The sequence below is a fragment of the Paenibacillus sp. J22P169 genome (genome assembly GCF_059691995.1).
In genome coordinates this window covers 260,728-287,404 of record NZ_JCAUAO010000003.1, presented here as the reverse complement: position 1 = coordinate 287,404, position 26,677 = coordinate 260,728, and the positions used below count along the sequence as shown (strand labels likewise).

Sequence of the window (26,677 nt, the reverse complement as noted above, 5' to 3'; positions counted from 1 at the left end):
TCCTAGTGAGGAATAAGATGACATTATCCAACCTCTGTTTGAGTTCCCGCCATGTGTTTAACACCAAATACATCTCGAATCGCTTCTAAATATTTCATGCCGTAACGGGTGTCAGGTTCCAAATAGCTTCCCTCTGTCCACTCGTTCCATGAATTGATAGTTATAATACTAGGCTCGGTGAGACCTTTATCGATAAAATATTTCGCTTCCCAAAGCGCCTTCTCGAACTGTTCTGGCGTATTGCCCACCAATATCGGTGTATAAGGATATCCGACACAATCGAATACATCCGTCTGTACGGTACGCGGGCTAGAATCCCACCCCATCGAAACGTTTGGAAAATAGGGAAGATCGTATTCATTCGTAAACCGTTCGAAATCCTTCACCGATAATTCCCTATACATCGCGTAGTCCGACATCGGGAAGTGTGGAATAGGGTTGTGATGTATCCAGACATAAGAGGTAATGCTGTCAAATCCAAGATCCTCTAGCACCTTGTTAACATCCTCAATGGCTTTCTCGCCCGGCAGGTTCTGCACACCCCAGACAATGGCGTTCAAATGCAGTTCACCAAGACCAGCCTTACGTACACGATCACGAAAATCTAGTAAAATACGCTTCGTCTCCTCGTAACTTCCGCCCAATCCTTCAATTAAGTTCATTAATTCATAGATGGAAAAATACAAGCCGCCTTCCACCTTCCAATAATTTGGTTGATGGAAATAATGCTCTATCATATAATCCGTAGCCGCTATAAATTGCTCTTCCGTCACTTTCCCGCTCGCCGCCAAATTATTGCGGAAGTTGCGCGGTGCAGGCTGAATATCATACCAATCATGGTTCGCCCACATGAGCGAAAATTTCAGTTCCTGGCTATTCACCGCATTAAGGAAACCCCGCTCCAAAGCACCGTGTAGAAAAGGACCATTCTCATACCAATACCAATCGAATATAAACGAAGAGATGCCATGATCGGCAGCCGCTTGAATTTTTTTAGCCATAATCGCTGGATCTGACTCATCCTCATAACCCCACATTGGAATTTTGGGTTGATCGTGCCCTTGGAATCGGGGTCTCGCAGCTTTAACCAACTCCCACTCCGTCCATCCTTGACCATGCCATTGTTCGTTTAGTGGATCGGGGTGATAATTGGGAAAATAATAAACAGCTACCTCGGTTTGTTTCATGAAAATTCTCCTTCTCCGATATGAATGTAGGAAGCCTTGTCAGATTAGCCTTTCACAGCACCTGCAACAAAGCCTTTAATTAAGTATTTTTGGGTAAACAAGAACAACACGATTAAAGGTAACGTCGCCAAAACACAAATGGAGAAGATGGGTCCCCAATCGACACCACGGTCGACTTTAAATTTAAAGATCAGTGTAATTAAAGTCGGTGTTTGGTTAATATCCAAGTATAACAATGGGCTAATGAAGTCATTCCAGTACCAAAATACAGTCGTTACGAGAATCGTGCCCGTTGCCGGCAGAAGCAGTGGGAAAATAATCGACCAAAAGGTTCGAAATCGTCCTGCCCCGTCGATCGAAGCCGACTCTTCCAGTTCCCTCGGAACCGTTTTGATAAATCCTGTATAAACCATCGTCCCATAAGGAATTCCGCCAGCGACATACAGCAGGCACAAGTAAGTGAGCGAGCTTTGCATATGAAGAATTTGCTGTAATTTGAATAAAGGAACCATACTGGTCTGAACGGGAATAATCATGCCGGACAGAAATACATAGAATAACAATTGAAAATAGCGATGTTGGTTTCTTCCAATAATGTAACCAGCCATTGAGGAGACGAGAATATTAATGGCGAGCGTCACCAAACAAATATAGAGGGTGTTGCCCAGAGCCTGAAAAAGATGTGTCTGCTCAAATACTTTGGCATAATTTCCGAAATACCAATGCGGGAGTTTAAGCGGTTCGTAGAACTCTGCACTCTTCTTCATACTAGCTGCGAATAAGTAGATGACCGGAAAAAGATAAAGCAGAGCCATGACTAGCAGAATCACTTCTAGCACAATAAATCCAGGCTTGCGTTTGGCTGTAAGGGAGGATTGCGTCATAATTCCACCTCCATTTTGCGGGTAATTCTTAATTGAACCGTTGTCACGATCAGGCAAATGATCATGAAGACGATACCTGCTGCCGTCGAATAGCCATACGTTTGATTGACGAAGGCAAAATTATAAATGGCTTGTGCGATCGTCAGCGTCGCATCCCCTGGCCCCCCGTTTGTGAGTACAAACGGTAAATCGAACATTTTCAAGGAGCCAACAAGACCGAAAAACGTACAAATCGTGACCACTGGCATGATCAGCGGGATAATGATATAAATCACTTTACGCCAGCCGCTGGCACCATCGATCTGCGATGCCTCCAAGATTTCCTTGGGAATGGACTGCAGCCCAGCCAAGTAAATGACGGCTCCAAAACCGGTACCCTGCCAAACGGAAATCATAATGATCATACCCAGCGCATAATGGATACTCCCCAGCCAATCTTGCGTGTACGCCCCCAATCCAAGCCCCGTTTGCACCGCGTTCATGACACCGTCGTATTTCAATAGGAAGTTCCACACAATGGACACGACTACCAGGCTAATAATAACGGGCAAATAAAAGGCGGTTCGCAGGATTGATTTCGTCCGAAACGGTTTGTCTAAGAGCAAGGCCAGAAGCAAAGAAAGCGGATTAGAGATGATGATCCCGAAGATTACGATGTACAGTGTATGAAGCCCACCGTGAAGCATCGCCTGATCGTGAAATAAGTCGGTATAATTTTTCAGACCTATGAAAATGGGTTTGTTAATTCCGTCCCATTGCGTGAAGGAATAATACAGGGAGCTAACAAACGGATAATAATTAAAAAGTAAAAAGATGACGGTCGCTGGCAGCGTTAACAACAACCCAAAACGAAACATCCTGCTTTCATTGTTCATACTCTTCTCCCCTGATTAGACAGCCAGCAGCAGCCGAGGCTACAACTGGCTATCCTTAGAGTTTTAACTTAGCGTTCTTATTGCTTAGGGATCACGATTGTTCCTTTGTCTTTATCATAATTTTGCTGAGCTACTGTGAGTGTATCGCCAAAGTCGCCACCGCCGATAACTTTCAGCACTCCGTTCTGAATCCCCGTCCAAGCCGAGCTAGCTAGGAAATTACTGCTGTTCACGCCGATTACGGAGCTACTAGAGCTCATTGCATTCATCACGTCCGTCATGGCTGGATTGGCGAAATCCCCTTTAATATTTTTAATGCCAGGGAAAGCAACGTCTTTGATATGCACGGATAGAACCTCCTGGCTTAAAACCATGGCAACAAAATCTTTAGCCGCTTGCATATGCTGCGTCTTGGCATTGACCGAAATGCTGTGATCAGGTCCCGCTGAAAGCGCCGATTTCCCCTCTTTATTCGGTATTGCGAAGAAACCAACTTCCTGCTTCGGCATTCCTTTGTCCTTCACGTCCCCGTCCATCATCCCCGGTACCCAGTTGCCTTGAATGATCATGGCCGCTTTACCTTGCTCAAAAGCTGCCAAGCTGCCTGGCCAATCCAAGGATAGGGCATCCTTATTGAAGTAACCGCCCTTGGCCAATTGCAGGAATGCATCTGTCGTTGCTGTCATTTCTGGGCCGGTTAGCTTAGCCTTGCCATTATAGATATCGAATAAATAGTTCGGGTTAGCGACTTCGATCATGGAATCAGCGATAACGCCAAGTGTCAATCCAATCGTCCACGCGTCTTTAAATCCAGCGATAATTGGTGTCACTTTTTTTGCTTTCAGCTTTTCGTTAATGGCGATGAAATCATCCCACGTTTTGGGTGGCTGCAAGCTGGCATCGCTAAATATTTTCTTGTTATAAAATACTCCGTTCACTGAAACCGTTGCCGCTGCTCCGTATAGCTTGCCGTCAAAGGATTCTAACGGCCTAGTTGCGTCCAGTACATTAGCTGCCCATGGTTCGTTAGACAAATCAGCCAAATATCCGGCTTTCCCGAACTGCGCGACGTTCTGACTCCAGATGACATCGGCCGCGCTTCCTGCCGTAAGATCCGCCTTCAATTTATCCATATATTTTTCGCCAACCAGCGTATCCCATTGAATCTTCACATTCGGGTATTTTTCACGAAACTTCTTTTCTGCCACTTGTTTAAAAATGCTGTTTTGGGGCGTATCATCCAAGAACCAGCTGGATACCTTCAAGGTGTAGGCGTCGTTATTCGCATTCTTGGGAGCTTCACTGCTCGCAGTCGTTGGAGCTGCGGACTGTTTCTCACCGGTGGAAGCTGTGCTCGGTGAAGGACTGGATGAACTGTTTCCACAAGCAGCTAACGTCAAGGACATCGCCATTAATGCAGACATGCTGACTACTAAATTCTTTTTCATATCTAATACCCCCGCTCATAAATTTGTTTTACAAGCTTATTGTAAACGTTTTCTTATTGCGCTGTCTTTGCTCGATTCTCTTAGGTTTTTGTTCTTTTTTCAGATCTATTTCATCCATTCGCTCCCTTCACTATAGACTTTGAGAAATGGTTCTACCCCTTAACAGCTCCTCCCACAATCCCTTTAATAAAATGCTTCTGCAAGAAGAGGAACGTAATGATAAGTGGTAATGTCCCTAATAAAATAGCAGCAAAAATCATATTCCAACTGTTATTGTATTGACCCGTAAACGTAAAAATCGCCATTGGGATCGTACGACTCGTTTTGGCTTGCAGAAATAAGAGCGGAACTAAGAAGTCATTCCAGATGGATAAACTGTTGGTGATAATGACCGAAGCTGTCACTGGTTTCATTAACGGAAAAATAATGATCGCAAAGGTACGAAATGGACCGCAGCCATCGATCAGAGCAGACTCTTCCAATTCCTTAGGTATGCCTTTGAGAAAACCTGTGTATAGGAATATGGAAAATGGGATCGACATCGCAATGAAAATCAAAATAACCCCTTGATGTGTATTGATCAAATGTAAGAACTTCAGGAGCTTGTACAGTGGAATCATACTGAGCTGAAACGGCACCATAATACCCGAAATGAAGAATAAGAACATGCCGCTTGTGAACTTCGACTTCACCCTAGCGAGCGGATAAGCCGCAAATGAACTTGCCAACACGATACCCACAATGGCCAATCCCGTAATGAGGATACTATTGCCAAAAGCCATCCCTAAACTCGCTGTTCGCCAAGCTTCAGCAAAATTGCCCCACATGAAAACTTTTGGAAACCCAAGTGTTGTGTGCAATAAATCTTGCGGTGATTTCACCGTGACAGATACGAGAATAAGAAGTGGAATACTGACGATCAAACCCCATAGTGCTAAGATAATAAATTTACTTGCTTTACTTGCCCATGCTACTGACATTATGCCTCTACCTCCCGTTTACGAAGGATCGACAATTGGAAGATCGAGATCACGAGAATGATTAAAAACATCACAACAGCAATGGCCGTCCCATAACCCATCTCATTAAAGTTAAATGCTTTCTTATACAAGAGAATCGCTAATGATTCTGTCGTCGTCCCTGGTCCACCCTTGGTCATGACGTAGATGATATCAAATACTTTAAAGCTGCCAATGATGGAAATCATAATGTTAATCGTAAACGCAGGTGCTATCAAAGGGAATGTAATGCGCGTAAATGTTTGCCATTTATTCGCCCCATCAATATCTGCAGCTTCATATAAGTCAGCCGATATCGCTTGCAATCCCGCCATATAAATAATCATGGTAATACCAGCCCATTGCCATACGTTTGTAAAAACAACACTATACATCGACCACTTGGGATCTCCTAACCAATCTTGCGCGAGCGTTCCTAAACCGATGTTCTCCAACACCGTATTAATGATCCCGAATACCGGGTTGTACAAATAGCTCCAGATATACCCAATAGCCAAAGCGCTCAATAGTGCCGGTATCAGGTAAACCACGCGTAAATAACGATAATACCACCTCGAACCATCCACCAATAACGCCAGTACTAAGGAAAGTACATTTTGAAAAATAGTTACGAGGACGGCAAAAACAACGGTGTTTTTCAAGGCAATCCATACCTCAGAATCATCCAACAACTTTCGATAATTATCCAACCCAATAAAGGTAATCGTTGGATCCAAACCGTTCCAATTCGTCAAGCTGTAATAAATGCTGCTTATCATTGGAATCACAATAAACACGCCAAATATCAGTAAGGCTGGCAATATAAAAAGCACCTGTACCCACAGTTTTCTCATCCAATCTCCCTCTTTTTAACTAAGAAGTCAGGAGATAATTCCTCCTGACCCCTCGATTATTATGATAAGTTACTGACCCTTTTTCTCCGTGAACACTTTATCCATTTCCTTCAACATGCTGTCAATGGAGAATGTTTTGCCGCCGTCTACCATGACATTCTGAATATTCTTCATCATCGTATCTTGTACGCCGGCAGGCCAGTTCTGATCAAGGAAGTTGTACGTTCCCACATTCAAATAAGGTACTAGTTCTTTCAGCGTTTGATCCAATTCAGGCTTTACATCTTTAAATACAGGAAACGCCTTGGCTTGTGTTAATAATTGAGCATTGTTCGCTGGCTCGGCCCAGAAATCGAGGTACAACTTCACTTCGTCAGGGTATTTCGTCTTGGCATTCGCGCCTAGACCCAAAGCAATCGCCGATGGTACCCATACTTGTTTGCCTTCTTCAGCATAAGGGAGAGGGAACATCCCCAGATCCGCTTGCGGATTCGCTGCTAGGATTGGCGGTAGACCCCAGTTCCCCATAATCTCCATAGCCGCTTTCCCCGTCGCCATCAATTGAACCATTTGATCGTAACTCGTTCCTAGCGCACCTTTATTAAAATAACCTTTGGCATCCATCATGGTGTAATCTTCCATCATTTTCTTCCATGGAGAATTGGCAAATGTAGCTTTACCGTCATACATATCTTTATCAAATGTTTTGGCATCTCGATAGATCGCGGATGGTGCCATCGCATATGGAATGATTTGTGTCACCCAAAGATCCTTTAATCCAAGGGCAATAGGCGTAATATTAGCGGCCTTAATGGTATCTGCTACTTTTAAGAACTCATTCCATGTTTTTGGAATCGTTAAGTTCAAATCCTTGAAAATCTTTTTGTTATAGATAACGCCAATCGCATTCTGATCCAGCGGCAACCCGTATACTTTCCCATCCTTGCTTTCCATATCTAGCGCGCCTTGTTGCAATCTGGACACCCATGGTCGATCCGAAAGATCCATCAAATAACCCGCTTTGACAAACGGATCCTTCCACGTGCCTGGGAAAACACCAATAATATCAGGAGCATCGCCTGAAGCAAATCGTGTTTTAATCGTCGTTTGATACTGATCTGTGGGAGCGTTTTCATATTCGATTGTAATATTCGGATATTTTTCATGAAACCGTTTATTAATATCCTTAAGTGTTGGACCTGCTTCTGCTTCCAGGAAGTGAAACATTTTCAACGTTACAGGTTTACCTGTGCTTTTACCCGCTGCAGGTGCATCCGTCGATTTACTGCTGCAACCCGTTAGCGCTACCGACAGTGATACGGCTGTTACAAGCGTAGTAGTCACCATTCTTTTTCTTCTAGTCATTGAAATGAACCCCCTCTTAAATATCTTACAGTTCTTATCTTACCTGCTCTGCTCCTTAGGGAATGTAGGGTCATTTTCCATTTAAGGTAGGTTGATTTATCTCTTTTTATACTCGGCAGGCGTAACCCCAGACCAGCGTTTAAAGGTTTGACTGAAAAATTTGGGATCCTCATATCCCACCATTTGGCTAATCTCTGATACTTTTTTGTAGCCTCCATTTAAAAGTTCCTGCGCTTTTTTCATGCGAATCTCCACGATATACTCCGAGAAATTGCTGCCCGTTTCAGATTTAAACAGCTTCGATAAATAACCCACACTGAGATGATATTTAACGGCAAAATCCTGAAGATGAATCGTTTCGCTGTAATGCTGCTGCACATAATCCAAGAGTATCGGAATAATTTGCTTAGGATGACTCATCTCTGTTGGCTGGCCTACCATCATGCCGCTAAGTTTCCCTAATAGCCATTCTTGAAGCATGCTGTACGTATCACAAGTTTTGATAAACTCATAGATAGAGTCCATACTGAAGGACTCCAGATCATTCTTGCTTAGATTCAAATTATATTTAAGGGCATAAAAGAAGTCGGACAGGAACACCGATATTTGTTTTAAGTGAATGCCAGCACGATGTAAGCTCTCCAGCATCCGCCGTAATTCCATATTGAGCTTGGCATATTCGGACTCGCGCAGGTGCATTTCGATTAATCTCACACTATCCCATACGGCGGCGAACTGTGTAGCTTGCGGGATTGGCATAAACGTGGATACTTCTAGACGAACTTGATCTTCTAACAAGCGCAGACACAGGCGGTAAGAAGCATCCAACACGTCCTGCTCCTTCTTGATGTGATAAACGGTGTGAACAACCTGCTCATAGGTGCAGACGTAATCATGAATCTGATTAACCTTCAATCGAAGCTTACTTTCCTGCTCTGCTTTGAGTACTGGAATCATAACAATCCGCAAATGCACGTCCATATCTAAGCATTTCGTATCATGATCCACCTTCACGTGAAGCCACTCTGAGAATTGATTCATCGTCAACTGACTATTCGCCCACGTATGCTCACTGTTCCAATTTCGCAATAAAATAACACAAACTAGCCAATTCCCGCTAAGCGTATCGTCGTTTCTCGCAACCTGATGGGGACTCATCCCACGCATCATCCGTGTTAATGACCAATCCATGGCCATTTGCATTTTATGCTCCTCGGTAATCACGGAGGCAATCAAACGATCTAACACCTCATACAATTCCTTCTCCACCACTGGCTTTAAAATGTACTCCTTAGCCCCTAATTTAATAGCCGCTCGCGCATATTCGAATTCGTTATAACCGCTTAGCATAATAGCCTGCAGCTGCGGATTCATCAATGTCAGCCTTTGCAGCGTTTCCAATCCGCTTAAACCAGGCATTTTAATATCCGAAATAATAATATCTGGTGCTGCCTGAAGCGCTCCCTCCAAGGCATCCTCGCCATTCTCATAGCAAACGATGGTATGTTGTTCCGAATACGGCTTCATGATGAACAATAATTCTTCCATAGCCAGCGCTTCATCTTCGATTAGAAAAATTCTCATCATAACCCTCTGCCTTTCTATGCCAATTGAAGTGGTACAGCTAAGCGAATTGTCGTTCCGCCATCTGGTTGAGGCAGGAAAGATAGACCATACTGGTTACCGTAAGTCAGATGCAACCGTTTCTGAATATTTAACAAGGCAATACCCATATGTTCGGAATCTGTGTTCGAGCTATGAATATCAATTTCTGCAAAGTTCTGATTGAGCATCTCTTGTGTCTGCCGGTTGATACCTACACCATTATCAGAAACCAGAATCTCAAGCAGGTCCTCATCTGCGGTAACTTGGACCGAGATCAATCCACCTGACTTGCGTTGCTCCAGCCCATGTACCACAGCATTCTCCACAAGCGGTTGAATCGTCAAACGTAAAATCCGTGCATTCAGGAGCCCTTCTGGTATGTGTTGTTCATAGGAGAACCGATCTTGGAATCGGTAGGTTTGAATTTTAATATAGCTTTGGATGATCTGCAATTCTTCGCGAAGCGTGACATTCCCATGCCAATCATGCAAGCTGTACCGAAATAAATGGGCTAACGAATCTGTTACCTCCACCACATCGTTTGTTGCCCCTTTTCGTCCCAATGACTTCAAAATATTTAATGTATTAAATAAAAAATGCGGATTAATTTGTGCTTGAAGCGCTAATAATCGCGCGTCTTTCTCCCTCAATTCGGCTACATATACCCGGGAGATCATGGACTGCATGCTATCCAACATCTGATTAAACACTTTGCCCAGCTGGCCGATTTCATTGCGATTGTCACTGTGGGAGGCCCGAATCGTAAAATCACCCCGTTCCACATGACGCATCGTCGTAATCATGGTGCGCAAAGGACGTGTAATCCCGGTTGCAATAAACCAGGCAATGACAATGACGAGGACTAATATCAAGGATTCGATACTCATGACCGTATTGCGTATTTCTTTTAACCGGCTCGTAATGGAATTCATTGGTTTCAAGATTAATGTTGTCCAGTGGGTGTCCTCCGACCGGTAACTGCCATATAGATAGGATTTCCCTTGCCAAGTGAGTGAACCAGATGTGCTTTTCCCAATCAAATCCGCTACAGGGATACCATCCAACACTTTCCCTGTCCATTCATCCTGACTAGCATAGATCACATTACCTTGATCCGTCACAATAAATAAACTCGAATCCTGCGCACTTCCGAATTCTCTGTAGGAAACGAGATCCTTCATGACATTAACATCCATATCCATTTTCATATAGCCGATCTTTTTACCTGTGGGGATTTGGTTAATCTGACGAATTAAAGAAAACACTTTTATGTCTTGAAAATTAGTAATCGTGTTCTCCTTCATGGTAGGCCACAATAAAAAAGGAGAATGCGTATAGGTTTCGATATAAGGATACCAAGGTTCATCGGCAATGGTATTTCCTACAAATGGACTTCTTTTGGCCGAATAATACGTCATTGCTTTATTATCCGTGGGATACAAATAAATCCCTTGAACGGATGGCCAGGGAATGGATATGTTCAACAAATGGGAAGTGATCTGTTGATTTAAACTTGCATCTTCTGCTTCATTGGTTTCCTCCGGATGGCTTAATACATGTTGAACCAGTGAATCATAAAAAACGGAAAGGGAGAGCTTTTCCATATCTTCAATATATAGCTCTATCGTTCGCGTAATTTGTGTGCTGTTCGTATCGAGCAGCTGCAGTGTCTGCTTTTTCAACTCACCTACGCTGCTATAGTAATAGAAAATCCCGCTTGAAATAATCGAGAACGCAAACAGGAAAGAAAAGCTGAGCACAACTTTGGTTTTTAAATGCCATGCTTTCCAAGGCTTCATCCTACATCTCCTGACTCGTGTTTCTGGCAACTGACACGATGTCATCGTCCGTGCGCTGCGTTCCGCTTCACACTCATAATTCTCGCTCCCTATCCAATTCCCTGTTTCGCTGCGAACTACTTGTCCTTCCTATAGTACAATGGGGCATGTCCCGTCACTAATTTGAACACTCTGCCAAAATGCGTAACACTGCCAAAACCGACTTTTTTGGCAATCAGACTAACTTTCATGGAGGTTTGCTCCAGCAGCTTCTTTGCTTCCTTAATCCTGACGCTGTTCAAATATTCTACAAATGTAAAGCCCGTCGCTTCTTTAAAAAAACGGCTTAAATAATAGGGGCTTACGTAAAATTTCTCCGCCAACACATGCAACGGCAGCTCCTGCATGTAATGGGTGTTCATATAACGAACAACCTCCATGATCCTCTCATGCATGGGACTTGGCGGTTCTAGCGGCTCAAGCGCATTTTGTTTGGCATGCCGGCAGCAAATAATGAGCAGCTGCAGCACCAACGTCTGTACAAACATCTCGAAGCCAGGCTTCTTCTCCTGCATCTCCTGCATAATGCTTTGTGCTAGCGCCTCGATAGCGAGCCGGTCTTGCAGCGGGCATTTTACAATCATGTACGCATTCTCAAATAAGGGCTGGAAGATGTCCCGGTAGGTATCATTAACTGATGCCATATAGCTTTCATGAATATTCACGATGAGCCGCTCGTGCTTGGGCATTTCCGTATTGGTGGTCCGATGAAGGATATTCGGAGAAATGATTACAATATCTCCCTCGTTGACGATTATCGTCCTGTCCTTTATAAAAAACGTCCGTTTACCGGACATCAAATAGAAAATTTCGTACGTACTGTGAAAATGGTTGGCCGGCATATTGTGACTTAACGCTTTCCGATAGGATACTGAGAAGGAACCTTCACCATTATCGAATTGAAAATCTCCCATCCTCTACTCCGCCTCTACTCTGATTTGCCACTTATTATACACCTCATCTCATTTACTGCAAGATATAAGAAGAAATACGCCATTTCCACAAAAAATGTACATATTCCTCTGCTAAGATAGGCTATAAGAACACGAAGGAGGAATGAACGAAGATGCATACTTCAGAAGAAAACATCCAAATCAATAGCACCAAACAAGATACACTGACTCCCCTCCAATGGGCGGAGAAGGCGTGCGAAGCGTTGATGGCCAAATTCGAACCCGAACAGCTTCCCCCGGACCGGTTTCACTATCATCAAGGCGTCTTTCTCTCCGGTATGGAGAAATGCTGGCGAGAAACTAACAACGATAAATACTATACGTATATCAAACGATGGGTAGATAGTCAGATTCTTGCTGATGGCAGCATCAAGAAATATAACCCGGAAGAACTGGATGATATTCAGCCGGGCGTTCTGCTCTTTAATCTGCTTGAGCAAACAGGCGATGAACGTTATAAGAAAGCCTTGTACACGCTGGTTCCCCTTTTAAAAGCATGGAAAACCAACCCATCCGGTGGTTTCTGGCATAAGGAGCGTTATCCGAATCAAATGTGGCTGGATGGGCTGTATATGGCCGGACCGATTGCCGTTATGTTTGGCGATAAATTCGAAGAAGCCGACTATTTCGACATGATGACCTATCAAGCTATTCTCATGGAAAAGCATACCAAGGACCCTAACACCGGCCTACTTTACCACGGCTGGGATGAAACCAAAGCTGCTGCTTGGGCTGATCCTGTAACAGGCTTGGCCCCGGAATTCTGGGGACGTGCGATCGGTTGGTACCCCGTGGCATTACTGGAAATGTTCGAATACCTTCCCGAGGATCACAAAGATAAAGCTAAGCTAACGAGCATCCTTCAAGACCTGCTTATTGCCTTGATTCCCTATCAAGATGCCGCGACAGGCTTATGGTATCAAGTTGTAGACAAAGGAGACGCCCCGGATAATTGGCTGGAAAACTCCTGCACAGCTTTGTATGTGCATGCTATTGCCAAAGCCGTGCGATTCGGCTATTTGGACCCTAAGTATTTGACCTATGCGTGGAAAGGATATCAAGGGGTCATTGATACGCTGAAGTTTGATGAGAACGGTCATGTGATCATTGGACAGATCTGTATCGGTACAGGGATCGGGGACTACGCCCACTACATCGCCCGTCCTACAAGCGAGAACGATTTGCATGGCGCTGGCGCTTTTATTCTGATGTGCGTGGAAATGAGCTTAGCTCAGGAAGTGATCTCGGCGTAAAAAGCTGAAGCTTTTGAAGGTGACAAAGGCACTTCTAACAATTGTCTGGAAGCGTAACAACGTCCAGCGAAAGCGTATATGGTCAAAGATGCTAAAGTACACTTATTTTCGGGGAAAACGGCTCAACATTGATGAATTAGTGCAAAAGTGCATCCTTTGGGACCGAATAGGTGCCGCAACGAGGAGTCCCGGCAGAAATAGTTGCACTTTTGCAAGCATTTCAAATAGAGAGGTCAATTCGATAAAAAAGGTTGCACTTTTGCACTTTTGCGGGCTTCACAGCTGTATGCACGCCACGAACAAGGTGATTTTGAGGGATATCTTTCCACTAATTCCCTTAGCAGCGTAAGTTTATCGAATGGACCCAGAAACAAATTGCAAAAAAAGAAGGTGCCCCGCCACATTCATGGCTTTAGGGACGCCTTCTTTTATTTTGAATAGCCAGTACTAAACGCTATCGAGTGATGAGCGGCTGAAATTCCTTATTATCGGTCTGGCCCAGAGGTTGAAAGAGTAGATTGGAAGTTTAAGTGGTTTTATTGGTTATTCACTAAAATAGTTAATAATTTCTTCACTTCTCAAAATCTAGCATTTCCTTTATACTAAAATATGGGCTTATTAACCGCCGTTCTATTAATTTGGAGAAGGAGTTTTCAACACATGAAAAAAACATTTACGACTCGCCTTACTGCGCTCGCGCTTGTAACCGCTCTTACTGGCTCTTTCGCTAGCAACCTAGCATTTGCCGAAACAACCACACCAACTTCTCCTGTTTCAATGAAATCAGATATGCGTCTTGCCATTGATAATGGCGTTGTGGAAGGCTACGGAGATACAGACTACCGTGGTGCAAGTGCTGCTACTCGTGCTGAAGTTGTAACTATGATTAACCGTGCTGCCAAGCTGAAAAGTGAAGATCCGAGTACTGTTACGTTTACGGACCTTGCGACTTGGCAAAAACAAGCGGTTGCGAATGCCGTTGCAGCTAAACTAATTAGCGGCTTTGCTGATGGTACGTTTCATCCGAATGCTGCTGTGACTCGTCAAGAGCTTGCTGAGTTAATCGTGAAAGTCGTAACTGGCGGCCAACTGCCACAAGTAAACGAGAATGTGCTGAACTACTTCAAAGACTCCTCATCCATCGCGAAAGATTCCCGCCCATATGTCGCTTATGCCGTCATTAGCGGAATTTTCACACCTACCCTCGACGGTAATTTCAACCCTACTGCTGAAGTAACGCGTGATGAAGTCGCAAAAGCGCTTAAACCTATTTTATTTAAAGTGGTTGATATTTTAACAACGAATGATATTCACGGTAAAATCGAGGTCGGCTTCGATAAAAAGCGTAATCAAGGTCAAGGCGGTATCGAAACATTTGGCGGTATCGTGTCCGATTTCCGTGCTGTAAATCCAAAAGGAACGGTCGTTGTTGACGGCGGTGACGCTTGGCAAGGTACACTAATTTCCAATACTACGAATGGCCAATCCGTGATGGATACGATGGCGCAAGTGCAATATGATGCTGCAGCAATCGGAAATCATGAGTTCGACTTTGGCCGTGACGTTCTGATCGACAATATTAAGAAGGCTAAATTCCCTATACTCGGGGCTAATATTATCGATGCACAAACAGGTAAACGCGTTGACTGGACACAGCCCTATGTGATTGTTGAAAAAGATGGCCTGAAAATCGGAATCATCGGCTTCGCAACGCCACAAACAACGACAACTACGAAATCAACAAACATTGAAGGACTTTCCTTTGTAAATCCAGTTCCTTTGGCCAAAGAATTGGCAGCCGAGCTTCGCGCTAAAGGTGTTGATATCGTCATGGTTACCTCCCACCTGCCAGGTGAGCAAAACCAAAAATCCGCTGAAATCATTAGTGAGCTTGCTGATCTTGCAAAAGGCACTGGGAATGGTACATTAGATGCGATTGTTGGCGGTCACTCCCACATGCGTGTTGCCGGAATCGTGAATGGCATCCCAGTTGTTGAGGCTCAGAGCTGGCTATATGCGGTTGGACACATTCAACTCTTTGTAGACAAATCCACTAAGCAAGTCGTATCCTCGAATGCAAGCTTGCTAGAAACATATACGAATTTAACGACAGCTGACGCGGAAATTCACCAAACGGTTGAAGATTACAAATCTAAAATATCAGCGAAATCCGGCGAAGTAGAAGTCGTTGTTGCAGAGCCGCTAAATCGTAAATCTTTCCGTTTTGCTAACAATGGCGGGGCTGACCGCGACGGTGCAACACAGTTAGGCAACAGTATCACAGATGCCATGCGCGCTTCTGAGAAGTCCGATATTGCTTTCACCAATATTGGCGGTATTCGCACGGATATTGACAAAGGTGAACTAACCTACAGCGAAATGTTCGAAGTACTTCCTTTTGGCAATTACAACGTAACGGGTACAATGACTGCTGCACAAATCAAAAAAGCACTCGAAGTTACTGACAAGTATACAAGTCTTCCGGCAATTCAATTCTCAGGTTTGAAGGTAGAATGGGATAACACGAAGCCACTTGGTGAGAAATATTCCAAAATCACTTTGGCAGATGGCACTCCGATCTATGTCGATGGCAAGTTTAATACCGACCGTACGTTCAAAGTAACAACCAATGATTTCATGGCTACTGGCAGTGGCGATGGCTTTACCGTATTTGGTGAAGTGAAGGATTGGAAAGACGGCGCCATCATGTTGGATGCTTGGGTGAATCACGTCAATTCCCTGAAGGCTGCGGGTAAAGAGCTATCTGTACAAGACGATGGTCGCGATGTGCGTTTGGATTTGAAGAAATAAGCTATCATAATTAATCTCATAAAATGAGAAAAGACCTTTGACCGCATCCAACTATGGATAGGGTCAAAGGTCTTTTTCTTTCTCTAAATATGCAAATCTCGTTTTTTAAAAGATACGTACGTGACAACCGTTAGCAGGGCAATCACGACTGTAGAAATAAGGACATACACGGCATCAAATCCACCGCCATACATGATATTTTTCGCTTCATAATATTTAAACGGGGTTACATATTTTAAGAACTCCAGCTTATCATTGAAGTCAATGGCAATCGATAAAATGAACGTGATGAGCATGATGCCTGTTGCAAGCGAGGCTGCTTTTTTGGAATTTCGATAAACGGCTGCAATGGATGTTCCAATGACCAGAAAGAGCAGCTGTAAAATAAACATACCCAGCATGACGATGGAGATATTACCATTGACGGTCTCACCCTTGCTGTAAGCCCCAACAATCAACATACTCGAAATCCATGACACGAGGTTAAAAATAATAATGTTCACTAAAGCGCTTAGCAGCTTCCAAGTTATGATTTGATTTCTAGATAAAGGCTTCACGAATAGGAACTCTGCCGTTTTATCCCGCTCTTCCTTCGCGATAATATTGGCGCCTAGCATAGCCGCATGTATTGTTGCCATTAAGAAGAAATACAAGACCAGGATGCCAAAATAGCCACTTGCCTTCGATAAATCTAACGCGCCGCCACCCATGATCACTTGGAGGGACTTTGGCATTTCCGCCATAAGATCATTAATCTGTCCGTTAGCCGCCGTTGCTTGGTACTTGTTCATGCCACTTGCTATTAGAAAAATAAGCCCTAGGCTCCAAAAAATCATCGATTTTCGAAACGTTTTCAGTTCTCTACAAAAAATATTCAATGGCTTTCCCCTCCTCTCGCCCTCGTTTTATACGGCATGAACATCCTTTTTCGTGTAGATGAAGTAACTGGCGGCAATGGAAACGACGATAATCGCGATGGCTGCAATGACATAAGATGCTTCATAGCTGGCATGCGCAAGCATGTATTTCCCGTTAAAGTATTTGAAAGGCGAGAAATAACGTTTGGCCCCCTCACCATCTACGGCAACAACCATTCCAATAACGAAAAAGGCAAACACCGTACCGAGACTGACGGATAACACCGCTTTTATTTTAGAAAATACGACTGAAATGATGAATCCTATGGCTAGAAACATGAGCTGGATAAACAGCAAAGTGAGTGAAATCAACAGGAATGTGCTCACATCAAAATCGACCGTTTTTACTTGAAGCGCCATCATATAGGCTGCAGCAATATAAATCACACACGTTATCACTAATGAAGCGACAGCCGCTAATAGTTTGGAAGTCACTATTTTCGTACGCGTTACGGGCTTTGTAAGAAGAAAGTCTGCTGTTTTCTCACGAACTTCCTTGGAAAGGATAGACGTTCCCAAAACCATGGCTTGAATGGCTCCGCATAGCGTAATGTACATAAAGATATACATATAGAATCCAAGCAGGGTACCAAAGGTCTCGATTTCAATACCCAGTGCTTTCCTTACTCCTTCTGGATACCCCTCTAATATGGAAGAAAACTCTGCAAAATCCTTAGAGACAGAAGGAAAAAGGGATAGGAATAGGACGATGACAGCAATTAAGGAGCACGTCCACGTGATTGTGGATTTCCGATACGCTCTCAATTCATGAAGGAAAATATTCATTCCTTTTAAGCCTCCTTCTCATAGTAGTGCATAAAGATCTCCTCTAAATCAGGCTCTTCGATCCAAAGATTTTCAATTTCAATTTCCGCAATTTTTCTCATCACTTGATTAATATTGCCTTTAAATAAGAAGCTGGTTGTCTGGCCTTGAACATCAATGTTGTTGACCCCGGTCATCTTGAAGAAATTAGGGTCGAGTGCTTGTGCAGTGTCAATTTTAAATCGCTTAAAATTGTTTTCTTTTAACGTGCTGATCTTCTCAACCGTTACAATCCTACCTTCCTTAATAATCGCAACTCGATCACAAAGTCTCTGCACTTCACTCAAAATATGAGAGGAAAAAAGAATCGTGGCTCCTCTTTGATTTTGTTGTTCGAGCAATTCAAAAAACTTTTGCTGCATGAGCGGATCCAGTCCACTTGTCGGTTCATCAAGGATAATCAGCTTAGGATCGTGCAGCAGCCCTTGAACGATGCCCACTTTCTTTTTGTTACCCAACGATAGATCATCAATTTTCTTCGTAACGTCCAGATCCATGATTTCAGCAAGCTCTTTGATTCTTTTCGTACAATCTTTTTTGTAAAAGCTGGCTGAATACTTGAGTAGATCAATCACTTTCATGTTGTCATAATAAAAAACTTCTGACGGTAAGTAGCCGATTTCTTTCTTAATCTCAGGCGCAAACTGGATGCAATCTTTCCCGAAAATTTTGGCACTGCCGCTTGTTGGAAAAATCAGAGACAGCAGCGTTCGAATCGTTGTCGATTTCCCGGCACCATTGGGTCCAATAAAACCAAAGATCTCCCCTTCTTCGATCGTAAAACTAACATCTGTAATACCTCTTGAATTGCCATAGGTTTTGGTCAGATTGTTGATTTCAATTGCATGCATAGTGTAGCCCCCTTATGAATTCCTGTTAATTGTTGGGTTTAAAGCAAACAAAAAGAAGCCCTAAGCGTAGAGAATCTCTACTCTCGGGCTTCTTTACATAAGAAGGCGAGTGTGCGGTTCTCTCTCAATGCACTACGAGGTTAGCTGTCGGATTCGGACTTGAGAGCGTCCTACCTAATGCTTGCGAGCATCAAGATTCACCCCATGAAGCCATGTGTTGCTTGTACGGCTTCGATTGGTTCCCCCGTTTCCCTACTGGGAATTAAGTGGTTTAATTTAGTAAAAAATCAACTTGTCGTATTGAATCTTACGCCGTTCTTTGTAGAATGTAAAACGTAGATTCGCCTTTAATTCTTGCTTATTTGACTTTGGCAGTCAATGAAAGCGCATTCATATGGAGATGGCGTTGATTATCCATACTTTGCTACATATTAATGCTCCTTAGGGAATAAAGCATTGAGAAGTCGCCTGCTTAGGACGATCACGTCAATTGGAAACAATGGAATCTATTTGATATACTTACTCCAATCAATGACATCTATTTCATTTTGACGGAGGATTCTAATGTCTAATTCAAGTATGTTTACCATGGCGATGTACCGCCCCCATCCAGGTAAAGAGGCTGAACTAGCCGAGATTGTCAAAGGACATATCCCTGTGCTTCGTGAAGAAGGACTCATCACGGATTTTCCGCCGGTAACGCTTCAATCTGTAGACGGTACCCTTATTGAAATATTCGAGTGGCAATCCGAGGAGGCCAAGGACAAAGCGCATACCTCCCCGAATGTTTGGCCGATTTGGGAAAACATGATGAAAGTTGCAGAACTCGTAAGCCTTTCGTCGTTGCCTGAAGCAGCTAAGCCTTTTCCAAACTTCAAAAGAGTCACTCTGTAGCCATGATGCGCGTAAAAAACCTTCAATTACTTGAAGGTTTTTTTACGTGTTATACAACCGCCGATACTCCTGTGGAGTTAGACCCGTATGTTCCCGGAAGCGCGCAATAAAGTAGCTGCTCTGGGAAAAGCCGATATGCTCTGCCACTTGCTTAATAGTCAAACCGGTAGACATGAGCAGCTGCTTAGCTACAACAAGACGACATTCAAACAGCCACACCATCGGAGTACGCCCCATCACTTCGTGAAACATTCGACTAAAATAATAGGTACTGAAGCCTGCCTGTTCAGCCATCTGCAAGAGCGTAAGCGGACTCGTGCAGTGCGTACGAATATATTCCGCAACCTCCCTCATCCGTGCACGCTTATCCAGTATGGTTGCCGTTCCATGCGTCTCTGCACTTAAGGCAAGCTCAGCAAGCAGTTCATAGAGCTTTACCGCCAATTGTACCTCGTTCCGATCATAAGGTGATGCCAGCTCCAATAAGCCCCCGGTCAGTTGTTTGAGCTTGGGTACATCACTATAGGTAAACAACCATACAGCTGAAGTTCCTTGATCGTTCAACAGCCTGTCAAGTCCCTCACCTGCAAGGTGTACCCAAAATACTTGCCAAGGATCATTCGGATCTGTTCGATACTCCTGCTCAAGACCCGCCCCGTAATAGAAGCCCTGTCCCGCTTCCAGACAGAATTCCTTCCCGTTCGCTTTGACATATCCCTTACCGCCTAACACAATATGTAAGTTTGCTTGTTGCAGCTGCCCCTTAAACCGCCACTCCTGATGTTCGGGGAATTCCGCATATTGACCAATCATATCCGGATACACCGTGTAGTGTTTATACATAGGCTCCGGTAATACATAATGAATTTTCATGTGCCCTCCAAAACGCAAAAATCTGATACACGGAGCAAAATGATGTTATATACATTCAATTATAAAGAAATATAATGAATACATAAAGAACTTTAAACAACAAAAAATTACTATATCAATAGAAATGGGGATGTTGTTCATCATGGAAAAAACCATTCCGGGAGAGAAATTTGACCTAGGTGTGTGCTACTACCCTGAGCAGTGGCCGGAGCAGATGTGGGCTGACGATTATAGGAGAATGCGAGAAATAGGCTTTACCATCGTGCGAATGGGTGAGTTTGCATGGAATTTTTTTGAACCCGAGGAAGGGGTATTCGCTTTTGATCTGTTCGATCGCGCGATTGACCTTGCCCACGAACATGGACTGAAGGTCATTCTCGGTACTCCGACGGCAACACCGCCCGCTTGGATGACCTATAATTACCCGGAAATTCTGAACGTTACATATGAGGGTGTGCAGTATCAGCATGGGCTGAGACGTCACTACAATTACAGCAGCCCTGTTTACCGCGAGTACTGCGCGAAGATTACCGAGGCTATGGCAACTCATTATGCGAACCACCCGGGCGTAGTTGGCTGGCAGATCGACAACGAGCTTAACTGCGAAGTGAATGTCTTTTATGCCGAGGCCGATCATGCAGCGTTTCGGAAGTGGGTACAGGAGAAATATGTTACCTTGGATGCATTGAATCAGGCATGGGGGACTGTCTTCTGGAATCAAAGCTACTCGGACTGGGAGCAAATTCATTTGCCTCGTCCTGCCCCTTCCAAATCCGTTAACCCTCATCAAGCGCTGGATGAAAAGCGATTTATCTCGAATAACACGATCTCCTTCGCCCGTGTGCAGGCAGACATCTTGCGTCAGCTAGCACCAACGCAGTGGATTACAACGAACGGCATGTTTGGTCATCTGGACAGCCATGCCATGACGGATGAACTGCTAGACTTCTTTTCTTTCGACTCGTATCCGAACTTCTCAACCATTTGGAACGATGCCGATCGCGAGAATCCACTCATGGACCGCAGCAATTCCAACCAACTCACCAAGATACGTTCGATCTCCCCTACTTTCTGCATTATGGAGCAGCAGTCAGGCCCTGGCGGTTGGGTTAACACGATGGGACAATCTGCACCCAAACCAGGCCAAATGCGATTATGGACGTATCAATCGGTTGCTCACGGGGCGGATATGGTTCTGTTTTTCAGATGGCGAACGGCAACATTCGGCACCGAAATTTATTGGCATGGGATCAACGATTACCATAACCGTCCCAACCGAAGGGTCGCTGAAGCCGCAACAATTAGCCGGGAATTGGGGAAAATCGGGGAGCTTATTGCTGGGTCTCGCTTCAAAGCGGAAGTGGCCATTTTGCATGATTATGACAATGAGTGGGATGGGGAACTTGACCAATATCATGGTCCTCTAACCAGAGAAAGTGAATACAGCTGGGGGAAAGCCCTACAGTTCAGCCATATTCCATACGATTATTTGTATGTCCAGAATAAGACTACCCTAGATGACCTAGCTCGTTATCAAGTGCTCATCTACCCTCATCCTGCCATCATGTCGGAGGAAACGGCAGAGCTGCTTAAGCAGTATGTAGCGGCTGGAGGCAAACTGCTTTTCGGAGCTCGCTCAGGTTATAAAGATAAACGCGGACATTGCCGGATGACGCCATTCCCTGGTCTCGTCGCGGAGCTTTGCGGGGTCACAGTTGAAGACTTTACGCTCGTCCTGAACAAGGCAGCGACACCTAACATCCGCTGGATCGATGGCGGAGACGAAGCCAATACGCCTGCGCGTCTGTTCAATGACATTCTCCTGCCAGAGAACGGCAACGTACAGACAGTAGCCTTGTTTGACGGCGACTATTATGCCGGCAAACCGGCGCTTACCCGCAACCCTTATGGCAGCGGTGAAGCCTATTATTTCGGCGCAGCGTTCAGCCGCGAAATAGCGGATGCCTTGATCCGCCGCCTTGAGCTGAAGCCTGCGACTACAGGTTGGGCGGAGCTGCCGCCTGAGGTGGAGGTTGCCATCCGCGTGAAACAGGATCGTCGCTTTGCCTTTATCCTGAACTATACCGACAAACCGGTGAAAGCCAATCTTTTTCAGGAGCTGGAAGACCTGTTGGAAGGTGAACGGGTTGATGTGGGGGAGCTGGAGATCGCTCCTTATGGTGTGAAGGTTTTCTCATTATGAGATAGAAAAGGAATCGGTCAGCTGACCGGTTCCTTTCTATTTCTGTGATTTCTGAGCACTATCGATAGTAGGACAACACCCAGCAAACGCCGTTTCGATCGGTAACGATGGCCAGCAGTCCGTTGAACGGCGCTTCATACATTTCCACGTTAATAGCCCCACTGGCCGCAAGCTCTCCGTAGATTGTTCGGAACGCTTCCTCTCTCTCGATACTCACGAACACTCTCACGTAATCGCCTTTCATTATTGGCTTTGCCGCTAGTGTATCCGCAAATTTAAGGATTGCCCCTTCTACATGTAGGTCCGCGTTAAGCACCTCTTCTCCTTGCTTGCGTAAAATCGTGATCTCGCCACCGAATATGCTCTGATAGTACTTGATTTCATCCTTGCAGTTTTCCACCACGATAAAAGGGATAGCTTTCATCATGTACATCCTCCTCACATTTAGTTGCTCGTTTCCGATCCACCCTGCATCTGCTCGCTCTACTCGGTCAGATTGTGAAGCACGATTTTCAAGAGGTTTACCATCCTGTCATACTCTTCATCGCTAATGCCTTTTCTGGTTTTATTTTTTACGCGAGCCAGAGCTTCCTGTACCTTGGGTACCACCTCATACCCCGATTCCGTCAAATATAACAACTGATAGCGGTTGTCGGTAGTATCGACTTCCCTCCGTACATAACCTTCCGCTTCTAGCTTGGAAATGGCTTTCGCGGTTGTCGTCTTATCAATGAGCAGCTTTTCGCTCAGTGCTTTTTGAGTAATTGGCTGCCCAAACGCGATCGCCATTAGAAAAATATATTGCCCGCTTCCAATTCGATATAGCGCCAACTCGGCTGAGATCGCTATCTGCATATGGCGGTATATGGCTGAAATGTATTGGCCATGTGATTCGGTTGGCATACCTTCGTCATTTTGACTCCATTGTTGATTCAGTTTACTTCCCTCCTTTAAATAGGATGTCATTGCAACTAATTTTAGCTTATGCCAAATAGGATGCTATTGCAACTATTAACAAATAAAAAAGTGCCCCACAAGCCATATAAATGGCAGGAGACTCTTTTTTTTGTCATGAATACAGCTGTGAAACATGCGAAAGTGCATCCTTTTTTTTAAAAATATCCGCTCTCTCTAAAATGCTTGCAAAAGTGCAACTATTTCTGCCGGCACGCCTTATTTTGGTACCTTTTCGGTCCTAAAGGTTGCACTTTTGCACTTATTCATCTATGTTGAGCCATTTCCCCCGAAAATAAGTGTACTTTAGCATCTTTGATCATTTACGCATACACTTCAAGCCTATACTTCCCAGATTGAACTTGAACGACCGTCCAATCACGCTCTTCACCAACAATGGCCACACCATCGACGTCATGTATCAAAATGTCCGACTCCATCACTCGCTTACCTTGAGATTTAGGGAGGTACACCAGAGCCGTTAGGTTCGCTGGAATCTCAATATGGAGCTTCAAATTCCCCACTGTATGATGCCAGTTCACCTGTACATTCCCTTGCGGCATCTGATGATTGGCCTTTACCCACGCAATCCCTTCAGCCAAATAGGGCTTAATAACAAGCTGCCCTTGATGACCTGTTCTTCCATCATACTCCCTCGAAATGCCTGCGAGATGACGATAGAACCACTCCTCAACGTGGCCTAGCATGAAATGGTTTTGGGATTTTCCCATCGTCGGGCCATCCCAATGCTCTGTCAGCGCAGTGGCTCCATGAAGGATCTGATAGCCATAGCTTGGATCGTCCGTTTGATTCAGCATTTGTGAAATGATATCCGACCTGTCTCCATCGCCCAAAGCCATCAATACGAAGCGGTGTCCCACATCTCCGCTCGTCGTATGATAACCCCGAGCAGCGATATCCTGACAAATATGATCGAGAACGATCCCTCTCTTCTCGTCATCTACAAGTCCCATGGCCAGTGGGGCTGCATTGGAAGTTTGACTTCCCGAACCATACTGACCACTCGTTGCATCATAAAATTGATTATGGAATGCTATTTTTACTAGCTCCGCACGTTCTAATAAATCAGCTGCTTCCCTCGATTTACCCAGTATGTCTGAGATTTGGCTCAGCACATAGAGGTTGTAATAATAAAACGTTGTCGCCGTAATGGGAACTGGGGTATTCTGCGCAAAAGGCGGATTAGGGCCCACATCTGCCCAATCTCCCAATCCATGGCTCAGCACATAATGATTTGCTTTACTCGCTAAATAATTAACATAGTGAACCATCGTCTCATAATGCTCTTCCAGCAGACGTTTATCCCCATACCAGTGGTACATATACCACGGAACTAAGATCACTGTGCTTCCCCACTCTGGCGAATCGCGGAAGCCATCCACAAACACCGCATATTCGGGTGCAATATCTGGAATCAAACCATTGCTGAGCTGTGCATCCGCCATGTCTCTGACCGTTTTACGAAATAGATGGGGCAATTCATAATTGTACATGATGGATGGACCCATTAAATGTACTTCTTCGAGCCAGCCTAATTTCTCGCGATGAGGACAATCGGTGAAAACACTCTTAATGTTGCTAAGCATCGCCCAGCCTATAATCTCATGAATCTTATTCCACATGGGATTGGAACACTCAAAAGAACCAATCGTAGGGATGTCTGGATAAATAAAATGCCCTTCCAATGCCTCCAAAATCGGCAATTCCTGACTAGTCGTCTCCTCCTTGGAGACAAACTCCCTAGGTACAGCGCCTTCGATTTGGATATAACGGTATCCTGTATAGGTAAATTGAGGATGCCAGCTTTCACTTGCATTTCCTTTTTTCGTATATAAATAATAATTGCTTTCATCCTCAATCTGCTGCAGCTCCTGCTTCACGAGGCCATACTCATCCACCAATTCAGCAGGTCTAACCCTAATTCTACTGCCAGCTTGCCCATCTGATAAGGTGAGACGAAACCATCCGGAGAAATTCTGACCTAAGTCAGCGACATAAACACCATAAGCAGGCTGGCTCCATTGTACAGACGTAAACACGCCCTTTACCTTCAAGGGCGGATTCAGCTCTGCGGTTAAGCTCCCCTGTGGAGCTTCTACCAGCGAGGCTTTTGACCATGAATCGTCCAAGACAAAGGCTGGCATGTCCCATCCGAACTGCTCACGTCTGGCATCGTAATCCTCCCCGCCATACAAGCAGGAATACACAATCGGTCCTGGTGCAATGGACCAATCCTCATTGGTCACGATCCACGCGGTTTCCCCGTCCTCATATTGAATGGACATCTGCATGATCAGCTTCGGATCACCTTGCTCAACTTCCTTCGGCCCAGCATCTCGCTGCACGCCGTCTTTCATATAACGTCCTGGCTCACCTTGAACGTTGTAGAAACCATTGCCTAGCATCACGCCTACGGCATTCTCTCCTTGCCTAAGATTCTCCGTAATATCGTGAACCACATATTGGCACGTCTTCTTCGTGTTGGTCCATCCAGGCTCCATGACATAGTCGCCTACTTTATCCCCATTCATCCTTAGCTCGAATTGTCCCAATCCGCAGATATAGGCTCTTGCTCGTGCAACTGGGCGATCTACGGTAAACTCCTTGCGCAATAAAGGCAGCGGAACCGATCGTACATATCCCTGCGCGGGCATCCATGCCTCACGAAGACGATTTTCGGAACCTACGCCAATCCACTTCGCTTGCCAATCACTCTGCGCTAGCATTCCCATTTCCCAACTAGCCACATCACTTTTGCTAACAATGTCCTCAGAATCCCAAACGTTAACCTGCCAGTAATAACGGTTCCCAGACCGTAGTTCCGGACCCGCGTATGCGATCAAAGCATTTTGCCCAGAGCTCACTTTACCGCTATCCCATATATAATCTTCATTCTGAATAAGTTTCTGCTCGCTCAAAGCCACTCTGATCTGATACGCTATCTGCCTAACACCTCGCTGGTCAGTCGGCATGAAACGCCAACTAAACCTTGGCTCGGCAACATCAATACCTATCGGGTCCACTCTATCCTCTACCAGAAGACTAGCAATTTCCAGCATGTAGCCAAC

Annotated in this window: 21 protein-coding genes and 1 riboswitch; of the genes, 4 read left to right on the top strand and 17 right to left on the bottom strand. The window is 44.7% G+C overall.

Annotated elements, in window-relative coordinates; all coding sequences use genetic code 11:
* Positions 1–23 precede the first annotated feature (23 nt).
* The 10 genes from AC58QG_RS19090 to AC58QG_RS19045 all read right to left on the bottom strand — a co-directional run bounded on the left by AC58QG_RS19090 (position 24) and on the right by AC58QG_RS19045 (position 11,968).
* Entirely contained in the window at positions 24–1,187 is a 1,164-nt protein-coding gene (locus AC58QG_RS19090) for a glycosyltransferase WbsX family protein (protein WP_497363715.1), read from the bottom strand.
* Between the two features lie 44 nt (positions 1,188–1,231).
* Positions 1,232–2,071, bottom strand: coding sequence for a carbohydrate ABC transporter permease (locus AC58QG_RS19085; RefSeq protein WP_497363714.1), 840 nt, complete (start codon positions 2,069–2,071; stop codon positions 1,232–1,234).
* Positions 2,068–2,946, bottom strand: a complete 879-nt coding sequence (locus tag AC58QG_RS19080) for a carbohydrate ABC transporter permease (RefSeq protein ID WP_497363713.1) — start codon at positions 2,944–2,946, stop codon at positions 2,068–2,070. The genes AC58QG_RS19085 and AC58QG_RS19080 overlap by 4 nt, the downstream gene beginning before the upstream one ends.
* Before the next feature lie 77 nt (positions 2,947–3,023).
* A complete protein-coding gene (locus tag AC58QG_RS19075; protein ID WP_497363712.1) occupies positions 3,024–4,394 on the bottom strand; it encodes an ABC transporter substrate-binding protein in 1,371 nt (456 codons plus the stop codon).
* Positions 4,395–4,546: 152 nt separating this feature from the next.
* Positions 4,547–5,374 (bottom strand): carbohydrate ABC transporter permease, encoded by an 828-nt coding sequence (locus AC58QG_RS19070; RefSeq protein ID WP_497363711.1) that lies wholly within the window; start codon positions 5,372–5,374, stop codon positions 4,547–4,549.
* A complete protein-coding gene (locus AC58QG_RS19065; protein ID WP_497363710.1) occupies positions 5,374–6,246 on the bottom strand; it encodes a carbohydrate ABC transporter permease in 873 nt (290 codons plus the stop codon). Before AC58QG_RS19065 ends, AC58QG_RS19070 begins: the two co-directional genes overlap by 1 nt.
* Before the next feature lie 69 nt (positions 6,247–6,315).
* Positions 6,316–7,611, bottom strand: coding sequence for an ABC transporter substrate-binding protein (locus tag AC58QG_RS19060; RefSeq protein WP_497363709.1), 1,296 nt, complete (start codon positions 7,609–7,611; stop codon positions 6,316–6,318).
* 96 nt (positions 7,612–7,707) lie between these two features.
* On the bottom strand, positions 7,708–9,198 hold the full coding sequence (locus AC58QG_RS19055) for a response regulator transcription factor (protein ID WP_497363708.1): 1,491 nt from the start codon (positions 9,196–9,198) through the stop codon (positions 7,708–7,710).
* 14 nt (positions 9,199–9,212) lie between these two features.
* Positions 9,213–11,015 (bottom strand): sensor histidine kinase, encoded by a 1,803-nt coding sequence (locus tag AC58QG_RS19050; protein ID WP_497363707.1) that lies wholly within the window; start codon positions 11,013–11,015, stop codon positions 9,213–9,215.
* Between the two features lie 116 nt (positions 11,016–11,131).
* Complete coding sequence (locus AC58QG_RS19045; RefSeq protein ID WP_497363706.1) at positions 11,132–11,968, bottom strand: helix-turn-helix domain-containing protein; 837 nt, start codon at positions 11,966–11,968, stop codon at positions 11,132–11,134.
* 152 nt (positions 11,969–12,120) lie between these two features.
* Between AC58QG_RS19045 and AC58QG_RS19040 the strand changes: the two genes are divergently transcribed.
* The gene (locus tag AC58QG_RS19040) at positions 12,121–13,260 is read left to right on the top strand and encodes a glycoside hydrolase family 88/105 protein (protein WP_497363705.1); all 1,140 of its coding nucleotides are present in this window, start codon (positions 12,121–12,123) and stop codon (positions 13,258–13,260) included.
* Between the two features lie 660 nt (positions 13,261–13,920).
* Positions 13,921–16,071, top strand: coding sequence for a 5'-nucleotidase C-terminal domain-containing protein (locus AC58QG_RS19035; RefSeq protein WP_497363704.1), 2,151 nt, complete (start codon positions 13,921–13,923; stop codon positions 16,069–16,071).
* 83 nt (positions 16,072–16,154) lie between these two features.
* Here the strand turns inward: AC58QG_RS19035 and AC58QG_RS19030 are convergent, their stop codons facing one another.
* From AC58QG_RS19030 to AC58QG_RS19020, 3 genes are read right to left on the bottom strand one after another with little or no spacing between them, the layout of a single operon-like run.
* Positions 16,155–16,949, bottom strand: coding sequence for a DUF2705 family protein (locus AC58QG_RS19030; RefSeq protein ID WP_497363703.1), 795 nt, complete (start codon positions 16,947–16,949; stop codon positions 16,155–16,157).
* Positions 16,950–16,976: 27 nt separating this feature from the next.
* A complete protein-coding gene (locus AC58QG_RS19025) occupies positions 16,977–17,774 on the bottom strand; it encodes an ABC transporter permease subunit (protein ID WP_497363702.1) in 798 nt (265 codons plus the stop codon).
* A 5-nt stretch (positions 17,775–17,779) separates the two neighbouring features.
* Entirely contained in the window at positions 17,780–18,664 is an 885-nt protein-coding gene (locus AC58QG_RS19020) for an ABC transporter ATP-binding protein (RefSeq protein ID WP_497363701.1), read from the bottom strand.
* Between the two features lie 114 nt (positions 18,665–18,778).
* Positions 18,779–18,943, bottom strand: a riboswitch (cyclic di-AMP (ydaO/yuaA leader).
* A 285-nt stretch (positions 18,944–19,228) separates the two neighbouring features.
* On the opposite strand from AC58QG_RS19020, the gene AC58QG_RS19015 reads away from it, so the two are divergent.
* Positions 19,229–19,558: an antibiotic biosynthesis monooxygenase family protein gene (locus AC58QG_RS19015; RefSeq protein WP_497363700.1), complete on the top strand. Its 330-nt coding sequence runs from the start codon at positions 19,229–19,231 to the stop codon at positions 19,556–19,558.
* A 42-nt stretch (positions 19,559–19,600) separates the two neighbouring features.
* Here the strand turns inward: AC58QG_RS19015 and AC58QG_RS19010 are convergent, their stop codons facing one another.
* On the bottom strand, positions 19,601–20,431 hold the full coding sequence (locus AC58QG_RS19010; protein WP_497363699.1) for an AraC family transcriptional regulator: 831 nt from the start codon (positions 20,429–20,431) through the stop codon (positions 19,601–19,603).
* A 142-nt stretch (positions 20,432–20,573) separates the two neighbouring features.
* On the opposite strand from AC58QG_RS19010, the gene AC58QG_RS19005 reads away from it, so the two are divergent.
* Entirely contained in the window at positions 20,574–22,634 is a 2,061-nt protein-coding gene (locus AC58QG_RS19005; protein ID WP_497363698.1) for a beta-galactosidase, read from the top strand.
* A gap of 58 nt (positions 22,635–22,692) precedes the next feature.
* On the opposite strand, the gene AC58QG_RS19000 is transcribed toward AC58QG_RS19005, so the two are convergent.
* From AC58QG_RS19000 to AC58QG_RS18990, 3 genes are all read right to left on the bottom strand, one after another.
* Complete coding sequence (locus AC58QG_RS19000; protein ID WP_497363697.1) at positions 22,693–23,061, bottom strand: VOC family protein; 369 nt, start codon at positions 23,059–23,061, stop codon at positions 22,693–22,695.
* Between the two features lie 56 nt (positions 23,062–23,117).
* Positions 23,118–23,600 carry a MarR family winged helix-turn-helix transcriptional regulator gene (locus AC58QG_RS18995; RefSeq protein ID WP_497363696.1) on the bottom strand — a complete coding sequence of 161 codons (483 nt, stop codon included), beginning with the start codon at positions 23,598–23,600 and terminating at the stop codon, positions 23,118–23,120.
* 311 nt (positions 23,601–23,911) lie between these two features.
* Positions 23,912–26,668, bottom strand: a complete 2,757-nt coding sequence (locus tag AC58QG_RS18990; RefSeq protein ID WP_497363695.1) for an alpha-L-rhamnosidase — start codon at positions 26,666–26,668, stop codon at positions 23,912–23,914.
* Between the last annotated feature and the right edge of the window lie 9 nt (positions 26,669–26,677).

Excerpts from the sequence above, each read along its gene's own strand:
- AC58QG_RS19090 (WP_497363715.1), bottom strand. The coding sequence starts at position 1,187 with ATGAAACAAACCGAGGTAGCTGTTTATTATTTTCCCAATTATCACCCC.
- AC58QG_RS19085 (WP_497363714.1), bottom strand. The coding sequence starts at position 2,071 with ATGACGCAATCCTCCCTTACAGCCAAACGCAAGCCTGGATTTATTGTG.
- AC58QG_RS19080 (WP_497363713.1), bottom strand. The coding sequence starts at position 2,946 with ATGAACAATGAAAGCAGGATGTTTCGTTTTGGGTTGTTGTTAACGCTG.
- AC58QG_RS19075 (WP_497363712.1), bottom strand. The coding sequence starts at position 4,394 with ATGAAAAAGAATTTAGTAGTCAGCATGTCTGCATTAATGGCGATGTCC.
- AC58QG_RS19070 (WP_497363711.1), bottom strand. The coding sequence starts at position 5,374 with ATGTCAGTAGCATGGGCAAGTAAAGCAAGTAAATTTATTATCTTAGCA.
- AC58QG_RS19065 (WP_497363710.1), bottom strand. The coding sequence starts at position 6,246 with ATGAGAAAACTGTGGGTACAGGTGCTTTTTATATTGCCAGCCTTACTG.
- AC58QG_RS19060 (WP_497363709.1), bottom strand. The coding sequence starts at position 7,611 with ATGACTAGAAGAAAAAGAATGGTGACTACTACGCTTGTAACAGCCGTA.
- AC58QG_RS19055 (WP_497363708.1), bottom strand. The coding sequence starts at position 9,198 with ATGATGAGAATTTTTCTAATCGAAGATGAAGCGCTGGCTATGGAAGAA.
- AC58QG_RS19050 (WP_497363707.1), bottom strand. The coding sequence starts at position 11,015 with ATGAAGCCTTGGAAAGCATGGCATTTAAAAACCAAAGTTGTGCTCAGC.
- AC58QG_RS19045 (WP_497363706.1), bottom strand. The coding sequence starts at position 11,968 with ATGGGAGATTTTCAATTCGATAATGGTGAAGGTTCCTTCTCAGTATCC.
- AC58QG_RS19040 (WP_497363705.1), top strand. The coding sequence starts at position 12,121 with ATGCATACTTCAGAAGAAAACATCCAAATCAATAGCACCAAACAAGAT.
- AC58QG_RS19035 (WP_497363704.1), top strand. The coding sequence starts at position 13,921 with ATGAAAAAAACATTTACGACTCGCCTTACTGCGCTCGCGCTTGTAACC.
- AC58QG_RS19025 (WP_497363702.1), bottom strand. The coding sequence starts at position 17,774 with ATGAATATTTTCCTTCATGAATTGAGAGCGTATCGGAAATCCACAATC.
- AC58QG_RS19020 (WP_497363701.1), bottom strand. The coding sequence starts at position 18,664 with ATGCATGCAATTGAAATCAACAATCTGACCAAAACCTATGGCAATTCA.
- AC58QG_RS19015 (WP_497363700.1), top strand. The coding sequence starts at position 19,229 with ATGTCTAATTCAAGTATGTTTACCATGGCGATGTACCGCCCCCATCCA.
- AC58QG_RS19010 (WP_497363699.1), bottom strand. The coding sequence starts at position 20,431 with ATGAAAATTCATTATGTATTACCGGAGCCTATGTATAAACACTACACG.
- AC58QG_RS19005 (WP_497363698.1), top strand. The coding sequence starts at position 20,574 with ATGGAAAAAACCATTCCGGGAGAGAAATTTGACCTAGGTGTGTGCTAC.
- AC58QG_RS19000 (WP_497363697.1), bottom strand. The coding sequence starts at position 23,061 with ATGATGAAAGCTATCCCTTTTATCGTGGTGGAAAACTGCAAGGATGAA.
- AC58QG_RS18995 (WP_497363696.1), bottom strand. The coding sequence starts at position 23,600 with ATGACATCCTATTTAAAGGAGGGAAGTAAACTGAATCAACAATGGAGT.
- AC58QG_RS18990 (WP_497363695.1), bottom strand. The coding sequence starts at position 26,668 with ATGCTGGAAATTGCTAGTCTTCTGGTAGAGGATAGAGTGGACCCGATA.